The following is a 14,116-nucleotide window of genomic DNA, read 5'->3' on the forward strand; positions in this document are numbered from 1 at the left end:
CCCGCTCAGCCCGCCACGGCTTTGCGCAGCTGGCTCAGCGCCCGGTGCTGGGCGACGCGCACCGCACCCGGCGTCGACCCGACCGCCTCCGCCGTCTCCTCCGCGGACAGGCCGACGGCGACGCGCAGCACCAGGATTTCCCGCTGCTTCTCCGGCAGGACCCGGAGCAGCTTCGCCATGCGCTCGCCGAGTTCGCGCTGCAGCGCGTGGTGCTCGGGGTCGAGCGCCGCGTCGACCTCGTCCGGCAGCTCGGCGACCGGTTCGGCCCACTGCCGCGCGGCGGCCTTGCGGGCGGCCTCGACCTGGTGGCGCGCGATCCCGCAGACGAACGCCGGGAAGGACCGCTCCGGCCGCCGCCCGGGCAGGGCCTTCAGCACCGCGAGGCAGACCTCCTGCACGACGTCGTCGGGATCCTGCCCGGTGCCGAGCCGGGCCCGGCAGTAGCGCACCACGAGCGGCCGCACCGCGGCCAGCAACCGGTCCGGGCCGCCCGGTTCCCGGGCAGCGCTGCTCGCCATGACGTCCTCTCCCCATCGCCCACGCCGGCGGATCGCGCACCGGCAGGGGGGACTACCCGTTTTCCGGACGGCCCGACCCGCGCCCGCGGAATTCCCCGCTCTGTCCGGGCAAGCCGCGCCGCGGACGGCGATCCCTCGATCAAGTCACCGGATGACCATCGGCGGCTCGGGCCCGCGCGATGCGAGCCGACGCCGAGCGCGGATCCTGGAGGTCGCGCGCGCGGCACCGAAGGCGTCCAGTGCCGAGCCGGCGTTGCTGCCGGGCGTCGTGAAGCCGCCGGCCTAGGGCTCCTGCTGCCGGAACGCGTCCAGCACGCGACGCTCCCTTTTGGTCGGCCGCCCCGCGCCGCGGTCCCGGCGGGCGACCGGGATCGCCGTCTCCGGCGGGGGTTTCGGGGTGCGGTCGACGTAGCACGTCGCCGCGTCCGGGGCGCCGACGCGCTTCTGGATCACGCGGACCACGTCGAGGACCTTGGTCGTGCCGGCGATGCGCAGGCGCACTTCGTCGCCCGGGACGACGGTCGTCGCGGGCTTCGCGGGTTTGTCGTTGACGCGCACGTGCCCGCCGCGGCACGCCGCCGCGGCGTCCGGTCGGGTCTTCGTCAGCCGGACCGCCCACAGCCAGCGGTCCACACGGGTCGACTCCACAGTCGTCCATCATGGCCCATTCAGCGGAACTCCCGCACAACCCGGCGATGTTACTCGTGGGTATATGTCGACTTGTCTGCACCACTGAGCTATAACCTGTTCTAATATACCTCAACGGTGAGGACTATCACATGCGCGACGAATCCATGTGGAGTACAGCTTCTGGGGGAGTTTCCCGCCGTCTCTTCATCGCAGGAACCGGTTCTATCTTGGCGGGTGCCGCGCTGGCCGGCCGAGCGTCGGCCACGACCGCCGGAGCGGCCACCAAGGCCGCCATCCCCGACGGCGCCTCGGTCTCCGCGCTGGTGATCGGCACCGGCTACGGCGGCTCGGTCGCCGCGCTCCGGCTCGCGGAGGCCGGCGTCGACGTGCACATGGTCGAAATGGGCATGGCCTGGGACACGCCCGGCTCGGACGGCAAGATCTTCGCCAACACGACCACCCCCGACCAGCGCTCGTTCTGGTTGCGCACCAAGACGAAGCAGCCGCTGTCCAACTTCCTCGGGTTCCCCATCGACCGGGACATCCCGCGCTACACCGGCATCCTCGACGCCGAGGAGTTCAGCGGCATCACCGTCTACCAGGGCCGCGGGGTCGGCGGCGGCTCGCTCGTCAACGGCGGCATGGCCGTCACGCCCAAGCGGGAGAACTTCGGCGCGATCCTCCCGACGGTCAACGCGGACGAGATGTACAACACCTACTACCCGCGCGCCAACGCCGGGCTCGGCGTCGCCACCATCCGCCCGGCCTGGTTCGACACCACCGACGCCTACCAGTACGCCCGCGTGGGCCGGAAACAGGCGCAGCGGTCCGGGTTCCCGTTCGTGTTCGTGCCGGACGTGTACGACTGGAACTACATGGAGCAGGAAGCCGCGGGCACCGTGCCGAAGTCGGCGCTGGCCGGGGAAATCCTGTACGGCAACAACTACGGCAAGAAGTCCCTGCAGAAGACCTACCTCCCGCGGATCGCCGCGACCGGCCGCGTCACCATCTCCCCGCTGCACCGCGTGACGCAGGTGGTGCCCGCGTCCGGCGGCGGCTACACGGTGACGATCGAGCAGCTGACCACCGCCGGCGCGGTGGCCACCACCAAGACCGTGACCGCGGCCAAGGTGTTCTTCGCCGCCGGCAGCGTCGGGACGAGCAAGCTGCTGGTGAAGCTGAAGGCGACCGGCGCGCTGCCCAACCTGAACGGCGAGGTCGGCAAGGGCTGGGGCGACAACGGGAACGTGATGTGCGGGCGTGCCAACCACATCTGGGACCCGACGGGCAGCCTCCAGTCGTCCATCCCGTGCGGTGGCATCGACAACTGGAACGCGGGCGGTGCCTTCGCGGAGGTCGCGCCGCTGCCGACCGGGATCGAGACGTGGGCGTCGTTCTACCTGTCGATCACGAAGAACCCGAACCGCGCGCAGTTCACCTGGAACCCCACCACGCGCGCGGTCGAGCTGAACTGGCAGACGGCGTGGAAGCAGCCGTCGATCGACATGGCGAAGACCATCTTCGACAAGATCAACTCGACGGAGGGGACGATCTACCGGACCGACCTCTTCGGCGTGTACAAGATCTGGGGCGACCATCTCACCTACCACCCGCTCGGCGGCGCGGTGCTCGGCAAGGCGACCGACAACTACGGCAGGCTCGCCGGCCACCCGGGCCTGTACGCGATCGACGGCTCGCTGATCCCGGGCAACACCAGCGTCAACCCGTTCGTCACGATCACGGCGCTGGCCGAGCGCAACATCGAAAAGATCATCGCGACCGACTTCTAGCCCCACCCGGGTCGTGAGTGGTCCGGGCGGTCAGGACCGCCCGGACCACTCACGACCGGTGGGACGGCAGGACGCAGACGACGTCGAGACCCAGGACGTGGTTGAGGCGCCCGAAAGCCAGCCACGCGCCGAGGCTCATGCTGAGCTCGACGATCTCCTGCTGGCTGTAGCAGGCGGACATCCGCTTCCAGAACTCGTCGTCCAGGTTGTGGTGGTCGAGGGTGTACCGCTCGGCGTACTCGGCCGCGAGGCGCGTGCGCTCGTCGAAGCGGTCCGTCGTGCGCCAATCGAGAACGGCGTCCGCGAACTCCTCCTCGACCTTCTGCCCGTCGCGTTCGGTCCGCCAGTCCAGGCAGAAGACGCAGCCGTTGAGCTGCGCGATCCGCAGCCGCGCGGCCTCGAACTCCCGCAGCCCCAGCGTGGTGTGCTCGTACACCGCGAGCGAGAACTGCGAAGCGGCGATCCCGATGCCGGGCACCAGCTCGCCCCACACGTACCCGATCGGGTCCTTGCCCTCGGGGATGTCGATGTTCACGAGCGCCTCCTTCCGAGCTTGCCGGCTGCCGGGCGCAGCGGGACGTCGAGTGCGTCGTAGAGACCGGGTTCCGCGCCGGCCAGCCAGTCGATGGCGCCGACGAGCCGGCCGACGGCGGTCGCGTTGCCGCCCGCGGACCGGTTTTCGCCTTCGTCGGAAGCTTCGACGCTGACCTCGATGCGCGGCCGGCCTTCGATGATCACGCGGTGCGCGCCGTCCCCGCTCGGCGGCGTCGGCCAGTCCGGCGCGCACGACGGGTGGATGCGGGTGACGTGCTCGACGACGATCCGCGGCTCGCCGTCGACGATCCCCTGGACCTCGAACCGCACCGCGCCCTGCGTGCCCTTTTCGAACTCGCCCATGGTCCGCGTGGACACGGTCTCCTCCAGGGGCCGCCGGTCGAGCGTCTCGCGCAGCTCGGCCACCTCGACGCCGAGGCCGCGCGCGATCAGCCGCACCTGCCCGCCCCACACCATCGACGGCACGCCGGTCATCAGCATCGGCGGGTCGTAGTCCATCGGCTGGCCCATGCCGACCAGGTACCGGACGGAGTCGGGCTGCTCGTAGGTCGAGTAGTCGAAGATCTCCTGGCAGCGGATGACGTCGACGTCGGTGCCGAGCCCGCTGATCAGCAGCGGCAGCACGTCGTTGCCCCAGCCGGGGTCGACGCCGGAGACGAACAGCGAGCCGCCGCCCTCGTCGATCGCCTTCAGCACCGGGTCGCGCAGCTCCGGCGGCGCGTTGCGCTGGTCGTAGAGCGGGTAGAGGGCCGGCGTCACGACGACCGCGCCCGCCCGGACGGCCCGCACGATGTCGGCGAACGCGCCGTCGAACCGGACGTCACCGGAAGCGGCGTAGACCACGGCCCCCGGGCTCGCCGCGAGCACCGTCTCGACGTCGTCGGTCGCTTCGACCCCCAGCTCGACGTCGAGCCCGGCCAGCGCGCCCGCGTCCTTGCCGACCTTCGCCGGGTCGTGGACGAGCACCGCGGTGAGCTTCAGCGCCGGATGGGCGTCGACGGCCCGGATTGCCGCACGGCCGACGTTGCCCGTGCCCCACACCACTGTGGCGATCATGGCCCGAGTTTTCGCCCGTACGCGACGGTCCGGGAAGGGATTCGTTCCGCCCAGCGGACCGTCCGGACGTTGGTAGCATGCAGTTCGTCCGGACGTCGTATCGGAGGCCCACGATGACGATCGACCCCAAGCCCCGCAGCCGCACGGTGACCGACGGGATCGAGGCGGCACCCGCCCGCGGCATGCTCCGCGCCGTCGGGATGGGGGACGGCGACTGGCGCAAGCCGATCATCGGCGTCGCCAGTTCCTGGAACGAGATCACGCCGTGCAACCTGTCGCTGGACCGGCTGGCGCAGGCGTCGAAGGAAGGCGTGCACGCGGCCGGCGGCTACCCGCTGCAGTTCGGCACGATCTCGGTGTCCGACGGCATCTCCATGGGCCACGACGGCATGCACTTCTCGCTGGTTTCGCGCGAGGTCATCGCGGACTCCGTCGAGACGGTCATGCAGGCCGAGCGGCTCGACGGCTCGATCCTGCTGGCCGGCTGCGACAAGTCGCTGCCCGGCATGCTGATGGCCGCGGCGCGCCTCGACCTGGCGTCGGTGTTCCTCTATGCGGGCTCGATCGCCCCCGGCTGGGTGAAGCTCACCGACGGCACCGAGAAGGACGTCACGCTGATCGACGCCTTCGAGGCCGTCGGCGCGTGCCGGGCCGGGCGGCTGAAGACCGACGACCTGGACCGCATCGAACGCGCCATCTGCCCCGGTGAGGGCGCCTGCGGCGGCATGTACACGGCGAACACGATGGCTTCGGCCGCCGAGGCGATGGGCATGAGCATGCCCGGCTCGGCCGCGCCGCCGTCCGCGGACCGCCGTCGCGACCACTACGCGCACCTTTCGGGTGAAGCCGTGGTCGGCCTGCTCGAGAAGGGCATCACCGCGCGGGACATCCTCACGCGCGAGGCGTTCGAGAACGCGATCACCGTCATCATGGCCCTCGGCGGCTCGACCAACGCCGTGCTGCACCTGCTGGCCATCGCGCACGAGGCGAAGGTCGAGCTCACCCTCGACGACTTCAACCGCGTCGGCGACCGCGTGCCGCACCTGGGCGACCTGAAGCCGTTCGGCAAGTACGTCATGAACGACATCGACCGCCACGGCGGCATCCCGGTGCTGATGAAGGCGCTGCTCGACGAGGGATTGCTCCACGGCGACGCGCTGACCGTCACCGGCCGCACGGTCGCGGAGAACCTCGCCGAGCTGGACCCCGAGCCGATCGACGGCGAGGTCCTGCGCCGGCTGGACAACCCGCTGCACCCGACCGGCGGCATCACCATCCTGCGCGGCTCGCTCGCCCCCGAGGGCGCCGTGGTGAAGTCCGCGGGCTTCGACACCGCCAACTTCGAGGGCCCGGCGCGCGTGTTCGAACGCGAGCAGGAGGCGATGGCGGCGCTGAACGAAGGCCGCATCGAGGCCGGCGACGTCGTCATCATCCGCTACGAGGGCCCCAAGGGCGGCCCGGGCATGCGGGAGATGCTGGCGATCACGGCGGCGATCAAGGGCGCCGGCCTCGGCCGCGACGTCCTGCTGCTGACCGACGGCCGCTTCTCCGGCGGCACCACCGGCCTGTGCATCGGCCACGTAGCCCCGGAGGCGGTCGACGGCGGCCCGATCGCCTTCGTCCGCACCGGCGACCGGATCGCCGTGGACATCAAGGCGCGCAGCATCGACCTGCTGGTCGACGCGGCCGAGCTGGCGCGGCGGCGCGAGGGCTGGGAGCCGCTGCCGAACAAGTTCCCGGAGGGCGTGCTCGGCAAGTACGCGAAGCTGGTCCGCTCGTCGTCCTACGGAGCGGTCACGAGCTGAACGAGGGCGCGCTTGTCGACCTTGCCGACTTCCGTGAGGGGCAGCGCGTCGAGGAAGTCCACGCCGGCGGGTACGTAGTGTTCCCGGCCGAAGGCGGCCCTGGTGTGGGCCCGGACCTCTTCGGCGGTGACCTCCCCGGCGGCGGCGAGGGCGTGCAGCAGCTGGCCGGACCGCCGCGGCCCCCCTCACGAGCTGAACGCGGCTCGCAGCGCGCGTTTGTCGACCTTCCCGACTTCCGTGAGCGGCAGCGCGTCGAGGAAGTCCACGCCGGCCGGAACGTAGTGCTCCCGGCCGAAGGCGGCCCTCACGTGGGCCCGGACCTCCTCGGCGGTGACCTCCCCAGCGGCGACGACGACGGCGTGCAGCAGCTGGCCGTCCAGGCCCGGCACGCCGAAGACGGCCGCGGTCGTGATCGACGGGTGGGTCGCGATGGCGTGCTCCACCACGGTCGTGGGGACCTTCGTGCCGTGCTCGCCGACCACGACGACGTCGTCCGCGCGGTCGAGCAGGGAGAGGTAGCCATCGGCGTCGAAGCGGCCGAGGTCGCCGGTGCGGAGCCAGCCGGGGCCGATCTCCGGGCCGCCGAGGTAACCGTCCATCATGGACAGTCCGCGGACCTCGACCTCGCCGTCGGGGGTGAGGCGGGCTTCCATGCCGGGCACGATCCGCCCGACCGAGCCCAGCCGCTCCGGGCGGTCGATCAGCTCGGCCGCGGAGATGCTCGCGATCATCGGGGCCTCGGTGAGGCCGTAGCCCTGGCCGACGACCGGCCCGAACACCTCGAGCGCCTGCGCGAGCCGGTGCGGTGGCAGCGGGGCGGCCCCGAGCGACAGCGACCGGACGCTGCTCAGGTCGGTGGCCGGCCGCGCGGGGTGGTCGAGGATCGCCGCCAGCCGCGGTGGGGTCAGCGAGAGCGTGTCGATCCGGTGCTCCTGGATCGCGGCGAGGACCGCGCCCGCGTCGAAGCCGTCGTGCACCACGACGGTGTCGCGCCGCAGCAGCGCGCCGAGCACGGTGGCGTTGCCGGTCATGTGCGTCATCGGGGCGACGAGCAGCGTGCGGCCCGGGCCGTCCGGCGACGGCGCGAAGATGTGCGCCATGCCGTCGTAGATGCCGCTGTGGCGGATGAGCTTCGGGGTGCCGGTGGTGCCGCCGGTGGGGAAGAGGAGACGGACCGTTTCCGGCGGGTCGAGCGGCTCCGGCTCGCCGTCGAGCTCGGGGAGCGTCCGGACGTCGGTGCCCGGCCAGTGCTGCGGGCGGTCGGTGACGACGGTGGTCACGCCCGCCCGTTCGTAGCGCTCGCCGTCCGGTGCGGACGCCGGGACCAGCAGGACGGTCGCCCCGCGCAGCAGGGCGGCGACCTGGACCAGGACCGTCTCCGGGCGGTTGCGGAGGTCGACCGCGACGACGCCGGTGCCGCCGAGGCCCGCGTGCAGCCGGCGGAGGCGGGCGCGGGCCTGGTGGTAGGTCGTGACGCCGCCGGAGATGAACAGGGGGCGGTCGCCGCCGTCGTCGAGCGCGGCGAGGACCTTCGTCAGGAAGAAGCTCACCCGGCGACGGTACTCAGTCCTGGTAGGAGAGCTTTTCGAGTTCGGTGTCGAAGTCGAACCAGTCGCTTTCGCTGCCGGCCGGGACGACGTCGTAGGTCCGGTCGAGGAACGCCGCGATCTCCTTCGCGGGCGCTTCGAGCACGGCGGCGCCGTCGGGGGAGTTCAGCTCCACGACGACGAGGGCGGGGTCGCCGGCCGGCCCGATGCGGACGTCGCCGTCGCCACAGCGCGCGAGGAGGCCGTCGGCCAGCAGGTCGCGGCCGAAGAGCCAGCGGACCGCGCTCGGGCCGGCGTGCAGCACCACGGCGACCGCGTACGGGTCACGGGTGTCGTAGGCCAGCTCGGCGGGCACCGGCCGCGGACCGGCCCCGAAGGTGCGCAGGGCGAAGTCGATGCTGGCGCTGGTCTGGCTGTGCGGGTCGGTCATCGGACCGCCTTTGCTACTCGTCGGTTAACTTCGGCTGGTTCCACAGATAACGCATAGTGAGTTCAACGCCCAGCGTTCCGAAAAACTTTCACACTTCGGGGTGATCAAGAAGTGTCGGAGGTTACCGCCGGCGTGGCCGAACGGGCACTTTCTCACGCACCGTGACGCGCCCCGGGAACTTCGCGTCCCGAGTTTTCGGAGCTGCCCGGGTGCCGGATGGGTCGGCGCCCCGGAGTTGGGCCTTCCGGGTGGGAAGGACCACTGCGCACCAGTCCGCGCCGCTGTCCAGCCGCGAACCCCTGTCGAGGCCGGAGGGCGTGGTGGGTGACGTGGAGGTTGCCGGACATGGGTGAACGTGGACGGCTACGGCTGCATCCGGGTGAGGTGCCGGTGCCCGCGCCGGGTGCCGAAGAACTGCTCGGGCGGGTGGCGGTGGGGGACGAGATGGCGTTCTCGGCGCTCTACGACCTGATCGCCGGCCCGGTGCTCGGGCTGGTGACGCGCGTGCTGCGCAACCACGCGCAAGCCGAGGAAGTGGCTCAGGAGGTTCTGGTGGAGGTGTGGCGCAAGGCCGCGAGGTACGTCCCGGAGCGCGGGAGCGCGCTTTCGTGGGTGCTGACGATCGCGCACCGCCGGGCCGTGGACCGCGTGCGTTCGCACCAGGCCGTGCTCGACCGCGAGGACCGGGCGGGCCGGATGGACGTGCGGCGGCCGTTCGACGAGGTCACCGAGTCCACTTTGGCCGGTCTGGACCAGCAGCGGGTGCGGCAGTGCCTGTCCGCGCTCACCGACCTGCAGCGCGAGTCGATCGTGCTCGCCTACTACAACGGCTACACCTACCCCGAAGTCGCCGAGGTGCTGAAGGTGGCGCCGGGAACCGTGAAGACCCGGATCCGCGACGGCCTGATCCGGCTGCGTGACTGCCTGGGGGTGGACCGATGACCGCCGAGCTGCACACGCTGACCGGGGCCTACGCGCTCGACGCCGTGTCCGATGTGGACCGGGCCGAGTTCGAACGGCACCTCGGGGAGTGCCCGGCCTGCCGCCAGGAGGTCGAGGAACTGCGCGCGACCGGCGCCCGCCTCGGCGCGGCCGCCGCAGTGACGCCGCCGCCGGAGCTGAAGCTGGTCGTGCTCGCCGACGTGGCCCGCACCCGCCAGCTGCCGCCGCGGGTGCCGGTGGTCCGCAAGCTCAGCCGCGCCAAGACGTGGCAGCTGCGCATCGCGCTGTTCGGCGCCGCGGCGGCGGCCGTGGTGGCGGTGATCGTGGCCGGCGTGCAGACCACGACCACGGTCCCGCAGCAGAAGGCCGACCCGGTGCTGGCCGCCCCGGACGCCACGGCGATCCAGGGCTCCGGCCAGGGCAGCGCGACGCTCGTGGTGTCCCGCAGCCGGAAGCAGGCGGTCCTGCTCGCGTCCGGGCTGCCGGCCCTCGACGCGGCCCACGTCTACCAGGTCTGGCTCATCGGCAAGGGCGGCGCGCACTCGGCCGGCCTGATGCAGCCGGAGTCCCCGGACCGCATGCGCCCCATGCGGGCGGAGCTGCCCCCGGGCGTCGACCGCATCGGGATCACGGTCGAGCCCGCGGGCGGTTCCCCGGGCCCGACGACCCCGGCGGTCACCCGGATCGACCTGACCTGACGACCGCGCGAGCGCCCCGAGATGGCCTTGGTCGCGTCTGCCGCACCGAAGGCCGCCTTGGGGCGCACCCGCGACCCCAGAACCCTGACCAGGAACAGCATGAGCACCTCGACGCTGGAGCCGCCGGTGGCCGCCGAACCGCGCCTGCGGCGGTGGCTCGCCGCGGCGCTGGGCGTCGTGGCGCTCCTCGCCGCACTCGCCGCCGGCCACCTCGTCGCCGGGTTCGTCGGCGTCAACGCGTCGCCGTACCTCGCGGTCGGCAACGGCGCCATCGACCTGACCCCGGTGCAGCTCAAGGACTTCGCGGTCCGCACCTTCGGCACCTACGACAAGCTCGTGCTGCTGTCCGGGATGGCCGTCGTCATGGTGGTCGTCTCGGCGGTGGCGGGCCTGCTTTCCCGCCGCTCGCCGTGGCCGGGCACCGTCGTGATCGCCGGGTTCGGCCTGGTCGGGCTCGTTGCGGTGTACGCCCGGCCCGACCTCGACACCGTCGCGTTGCTCGCCCCGCCGGCGAGCCTGGTCGCCGGGGTCGCCGCGTTCACCTGGCTGTACCGGCTGGCCCGGCGCGACGCCGCACCGGAACCGGCCGGAGGTTCCTCGCGCCGGACGGTCCTGCTGGCCGGCGCCGGGGTGGTCGCCGGGGCCGGGGTGGCCGGCGTCGGCGGGCAGCTGCTCGCCGTCGCGGGAGGCGGTCGGGCGCCTGGTCCCGGCGCGCACCGCGCCGATGATCCCGGCCGACGCCGACTTCGCGAAGCTCGGGACGCCGGCGTTCGTCACCCGCAACGCCGACTTCTACCGCGTGGACACCGCGCTGTCCGTCCCGCAGGTGCGCACCGAGGACTGGAGCCTGCGCCTGCACGGCATGGTCGACCGCGAGGTCCGCTACCGCTACGGCGACATCCGCAACCGGCCGCTCGTCGAACGCACCATCACCATGACCTGCGTGTCCAACGAGGTCGGCGGCACGTACGTGTCCACCGCGAACTTCATCGGCGTCGACCTGGCGGACCTGCTCGAAGAGGCCGGCGTGCGCCCCGGCGCCGAGCAGCTCTATTCGTCCAGTGTGGACGGCTGGACGTCGGGCAGCCCGGTCGCCGCCGCGATGGACCGCGGGCGCGGCGCCATGCTCGCCATCGGGATGAACGGCGAGCCGCTGCCGATCGAACACGGTTTCCCGGCCCGCCTGGTCATTCCGGGATTGTACGGCTACGTGTCGGCCACGAAATGGGTGACCGACCTCGAAGTGACGACGTGGAAGGCGCGGCAAGCCTATTGGCTGAAACGCGGCTGGGGCCGGGAAGCGCCGATCAAGACGGAATCGCGGATCGACACGCCGAAGGGTTTCGAAACCGCCCCTTCGGGGAAGGTCCGCGTGGCCGGGATCGCCTGGGCGCAGCACCGGGGTCGCCCGGGTCGAGCTGCGGATGGACGACGGCCCGTGGCGGGAAGCCATCCTGTCCCAGGAAGTCAACCAGAACACCTGGCGCATGTGGTGGCTCGAGTTCGACGTCGCGCCCGGCGGGCACCAGGTCGTCTGCCGGACGACCGACAAAAGCGGGTACGCGCAGACCGAAATGCGCGCGGGAACCGTGCCCGACGGCGCGACCGGGTGGCATAGCATCGCTTTCACCGCCTGGTGACCCAGGTCACCCGATCGGGTACCAATCCGATTTCCCAGTAGTTCCGAATACCCGGCAAGAAGAAGTTCTCAGCTGATTGTGGGAGTGATTTTCGTGACCAAGCTTCGTGTCGCCGGAATCGGCGTCGCCGCTGTCGCCGCCCTTTCGCTGGCCGCGTGCAGCAGCAGCGACACCGCTTCGTCGGGCAGCTCCAGCAGCTCGATGGCGCCGTCGTCGTCGATGGCGGCGCCGTCGTCCAGCGCGGCCTCCGCGGACGGCGTGACCACCAACGCCGACGTGTTCGGCCCCGCGTGCAGCCAGCTGCCGCAGGGTTCCGCCCCCGGTTCACTGGACTCGATGGGCCCGCAGCCGGTCGCCTCGGCCGCGTCGACGAACCCGCTGCTGACCAAGCTCGTGGCCGCCGTCAAGGCCACCAACCTGGTCGACACGCTCAACAGCCAGCAGGCCATCACCGTGTTCGCGCCGGCCGACCCGGCGTTCGCCGCGCTGGGCGACGCCAAGTTCGCCGAGCTGGCGGGCAAGCCGGCCGAGCTGGCGCCGATCCTGCAGTACCACGTCGTCGGCAAGCGCTACGACGCCAAGGGCCTCGCGTCCGCGGGCTCGCTCGACACGCTGAACACCGCCGGCGGCCCGCTGAAGATCGAGGGCTCGGGCGAGAACATGACCGTCAACGGCGCGAAGATCCTGTGCGGCAACATCCCGACGAAGAACGCCACCGTCTTCGTGATCGACAAGGTGCTGACCCCGGGCACCAACAAGTAAGCGGTCAGGAACTCCGGCCCAGCGCCGGGCCGAGGCGTTCCGCGATGTCGGTGAGGATCTGCACGTAGTCTTCGTGGTCGAAGGTGAACGGCAGGGCGAAAGCCACCTCGTCGACTTCGCGGAACGCCTCGTGCGCGTCGAGCCGGTCGGCGATTTCGGCCGACGTGCCCACGAAGTCGGGGGAGAAGAGCATCCGCGCCGGGCCTTGTGGTCCGGCCGTGCGCGGCAGCCGTTTCCGGGCGTAGTCCTCGTACTTCGCGCGCTGCTCGGCGGTGGCGCTGTCGGTCGGGATCACGACCAGGCCCTGCGAGACCCGGGCGGCCTCGCCGTCCGGGTGGTGCGCGCGGAACGCCTTGATGTGCGACAGCTGGATTTCCGCGAAGTCCGTGCTGTCGCTTTCGGCCTTGACCACGCTGCTGGTCAGGAAGTTCATCGCGTGCTTGCCCGCCCACGCGGCCGAGCGCAGGCTCGCACCGCCGTACCACATCCGGTCGCCGAGCCCGGGTGCTTGCGGCTGCACCCGGTCGGAGAACACCTCGAAGCCCTGGGTCCCGCTGAACCCGGTGGCCGGCTTGCCGCGCACGAAGCCGAGCAGCCGTTCCACGCGGTCGTAGGAGAAGTCCTCGACGTCGGCGGTGTCCGGGTAGAGGGCGCCTTTGACGTCGTCCCAGCGCATCGGCGGCCCCACGCTGAGCCCCGGGTTGAGCCGCCCGCCGGAGAGCAGGTCGACGGTGGCGAGGTCCTCGGCGAGCCGCAGCGGGTTTTCCCAGCCGAGCGGGATGACGGCGGTGCCGAGGTGGATCCGGCTGGTCCGCTGCGTCGCGGCGGCGAGCACGGCGACCGGCGACGAGATGCCGTACTGCAGGTGCCGGTGCCGCACCCACGCGCTGTCGAACCCGAGCCGCTCACCCAGTTCGATGATCTCGAGGGTCGACTCGTGCCCCCGGCGCGGGTCGGCCGCGTCGAAGAGGCCGATGGTCAGGAAGCCGAGCTTCCGCAGAGGTCGTGCCACCCCGCCGATTCTGCTCCGGTGCTCCGGGGTGTCCCACGTGATGGACTACCGCGCCCGGTCCAGCCCGTCGAGGATCAGGTCCAGGCCGAATTCGAACTCCGCCTGGTCGTCGCACCAGCCCAGCGTCGAATCCGGGTCGTCGTGGGCGATCTCGCTCAGCATGGCCACCAGGTTCGGCAGCTGCGCGGCCACTTCCGCCGGGACCTCGGCCGACGCGTCCGGGCCGGGGTCGAACGGCTCCTGGCTGAACCCCAGCGCCCGGCTGCCGAGCGCGTGCAGCGCGTGGTGGATCCGGTCGTGCGAGAACCCGCCCTCGCGCATCAGGCCGACCAGGTTGTCGTAGTACTTCAGCACCGCCACGCTGGTCGAGGACCGCGTCCCGAACAGCGCCGGCGCCCAGCGGTGGCGGAGCAGCACCGCACGCGCGGCGAGGATGCGCCGACGGGCCGTGTCCTTCCAGTCCGGGCCGGCGTCCAGGCGTGCGACGGCCTCGTTGATCTCCTGGGCCACGACGTCGACGATCCCGGCGAGCACGTCTTCCTTCTTGGCCACGTGGTAGTAGAGCGACATCGCTTCGGCGCCGAGCTCCTCCGCGAGCCGGCGCATCGTCACCGCGGCCAGGCCTTGCTCGTCGGCGAGCGCGACGGCCGTGCGCAGGACGCGCTCGCGGCTCAGCGGGATCCGGGCTTCGGTGGTCACGCACAAGATCGTACAGCGTAAGTCTTCCTTGA

General features: G+C 71.7%; 12 protein-coding genes and 2 pseudogenes. 6 read left to right on the forward strand and 8 right to left on the reverse strand.

Annotated elements, in window-relative coordinates:
- Positions 1 to 5: 5 nt before the first annotated feature.
- Positions 6 to 541, reverse strand: a pseudogene (locus MUY14_RS00280) (sigma-70 family RNA polymerase sigma factor).
- Between the two features lie 259 nt (positions 542 to 800).
- On the reverse strand, positions 801 to 1,166 hold the full coding sequence (locus tag MUY14_RS00285) for an RNA-binding S4 domain-containing protein (RefSeq protein WP_247019620.1): 366 nt from the start codon (positions 1,164 to 1,166) through the stop codon (positions 801 to 803).
- 209 nt (positions 1,167 to 1,375) lie between these two features.
- Here MUY14_RS00285 and MUY14_RS00290 point away from each other — a divergent pair, with 209 nt between their 5' ends.
- Positions 1,376 to 2,938, forward strand: coding sequence for a GMC oxidoreductase (locus MUY14_RS00290; protein ID WP_247019621.1), 1,563 nt, complete (start codon positions 1,376 to 1,378; stop codon positions 2,936 to 2,938).
- A gap of 49 nt (positions 2,939 to 2,987) precedes the next feature.
- Here MUY14_RS00290 and MUY14_RS00295 read toward each other — a convergent pair whose 3' ends face one another.
- Together MUY14_RS00295 and MUY14_RS00300 are read right to left on the reverse strand one after the other, a co-directional pair.
- Positions 2,988 to 3,473, reverse strand: a complete 486-nt coding sequence (locus tag MUY14_RS00295) for a carboxymuconolactone decarboxylase family protein (RefSeq protein WP_247019622.1) — start codon at positions 3,471 to 3,473, stop codon at positions 2,988 to 2,990.
- The gene (locus tag MUY14_RS00300; protein ID WP_247019624.1) at positions 3,470 to 4,549 is read right to left on the reverse strand and encodes a dihydrodipicolinate reductase; all 1,080 of its coding nucleotides are present in this window, start codon (positions 4,547 to 4,549) and stop codon (positions 3,470 to 3,472) included. The genes MUY14_RS00295 and MUY14_RS00300 overlap by 4 nt, the downstream gene beginning before the upstream one ends.
- A gap of 113 nt (positions 4,550 to 4,662) precedes the next feature.
- Here MUY14_RS00300 and ilvD point away from each other — a divergent pair, with 113 nt between their 5' ends.
- Complete coding sequence (gene ilvD, locus MUY14_RS00305; RefSeq protein WP_247019626.1) at positions 4,663 to 6,354, forward strand: dihydroxy-acid dehydratase; 1,692 nt, start codon at positions 4,663 to 4,665, stop codon at positions 6,352 to 6,354.
- Positions 6,355 to 6,539: 185 nt separating this feature from the next.
- On the opposite strand, the gene MUY14_RS00310 is transcribed toward ilvD, so the two are convergent.
- A complete protein-coding gene (locus MUY14_RS00310) occupies positions 6,540 to 7,904 on the reverse strand; it encodes a class I adenylate-forming enzyme family protein (protein WP_247019628.1) in 1,365 nt (454 codons plus the stop codon).
- A gap of 13 nt (positions 7,905 to 7,917) precedes the next feature.
- The gene (locus MUY14_RS00315) at positions 7,918 to 8,331 is read right to left on the reverse strand and encodes an SsgA family sporulation/cell division regulator (protein WP_247019630.1); all 414 of its coding nucleotides are present in this window, start codon (positions 8,329 to 8,331) and stop codon (positions 7,918 to 7,920) included.
- Positions 8,332 to 8,676: 345 nt separating this feature from the next.
- Here MUY14_RS00315 and sigK point away from each other — a divergent pair, with 345 nt between their 5' ends.
- The 4 genes and pseudogenes from sigK to MUY14_RS00335 all read left to right on the forward strand — a co-directional run bounded on the left by sigK (position 8,677) and on the right by MUY14_RS00335 (position 12,373).
- The gene (gene sigK / locus MUY14_RS00320) at positions 8,677 to 9,273 is read left to right on the forward strand and encodes an ECF RNA polymerase sigma factor SigK (RefSeq protein WP_247019631.1); all 597 of its coding nucleotides are present in this window, start codon (positions 8,677 to 8,679) and stop codon (positions 9,271 to 9,273) included.
- Complete coding sequence (locus tag MUY14_RS00325; RefSeq protein ID WP_247019632.1) at positions 9,270 to 9,971, forward strand: anti-sigma factor domain-containing protein; 702 nt, start codon at positions 9,270 to 9,272, stop codon at positions 9,969 to 9,971. The genes sigK and MUY14_RS00325 overlap by 4 nt, the downstream gene beginning before the upstream one ends.
- A gap of 99 nt (positions 9,972 to 10,070) precedes the next feature.
- Positions 10,071 to 11,611, forward strand: a pseudogene (locus tag MUY14_RS00330) (molybdopterin-dependent oxidoreductase).
- 93 nt (positions 11,612 to 11,704) lie between these two features.
- Positions 11,705 to 12,373: a fasciclin domain-containing protein gene (locus MUY14_RS00335; RefSeq protein WP_247019633.1), complete on the forward strand. Its 669-nt coding sequence runs from the start codon at positions 11,705 to 11,707 to the stop codon at positions 12,371 to 12,373.
- A gap of 4 nt (positions 12,374 to 12,377) precedes the next feature.
- On the opposite strand, the gene MUY14_RS00340 is transcribed toward MUY14_RS00335, so the two are convergent.
- Together MUY14_RS00340 and MUY14_RS00345 are read right to left on the reverse strand one after the other, a co-directional pair.
- Positions 12,378 to 13,385: an LLM class flavin-dependent oxidoreductase gene (locus tag MUY14_RS00340; protein ID WP_247019634.1), complete on the reverse strand. Its 1,008-nt coding sequence runs from the start codon at positions 13,383 to 13,385 to the stop codon at positions 12,378 to 12,380.
- 45 nt (positions 13,386 to 13,430) lie between these two features.
- Positions 13,431 to 14,084 (reverse strand): TetR/AcrR family transcriptional regulator C-terminal domain-containing protein, encoded by a 654-nt coding sequence (locus MUY14_RS00345; RefSeq protein WP_247019635.1) that lies wholly within the window; start codon positions 14,082 to 14,084, stop codon positions 13,431 to 13,433.
- Positions 14,085 to 14,116 lie beyond the last annotated feature (32 nt).

This window comes from Amycolatopsis sp. FBCC-B4732, from assembly GCF_023008405.1.
Taxonomy (GTDB): Bacteria; Actinomycetota; Actinomycetes; order Mycobacteriales; family Pseudonocardiaceae; genus Amycolatopsis; species Amycolatopsis pretoriensis_A.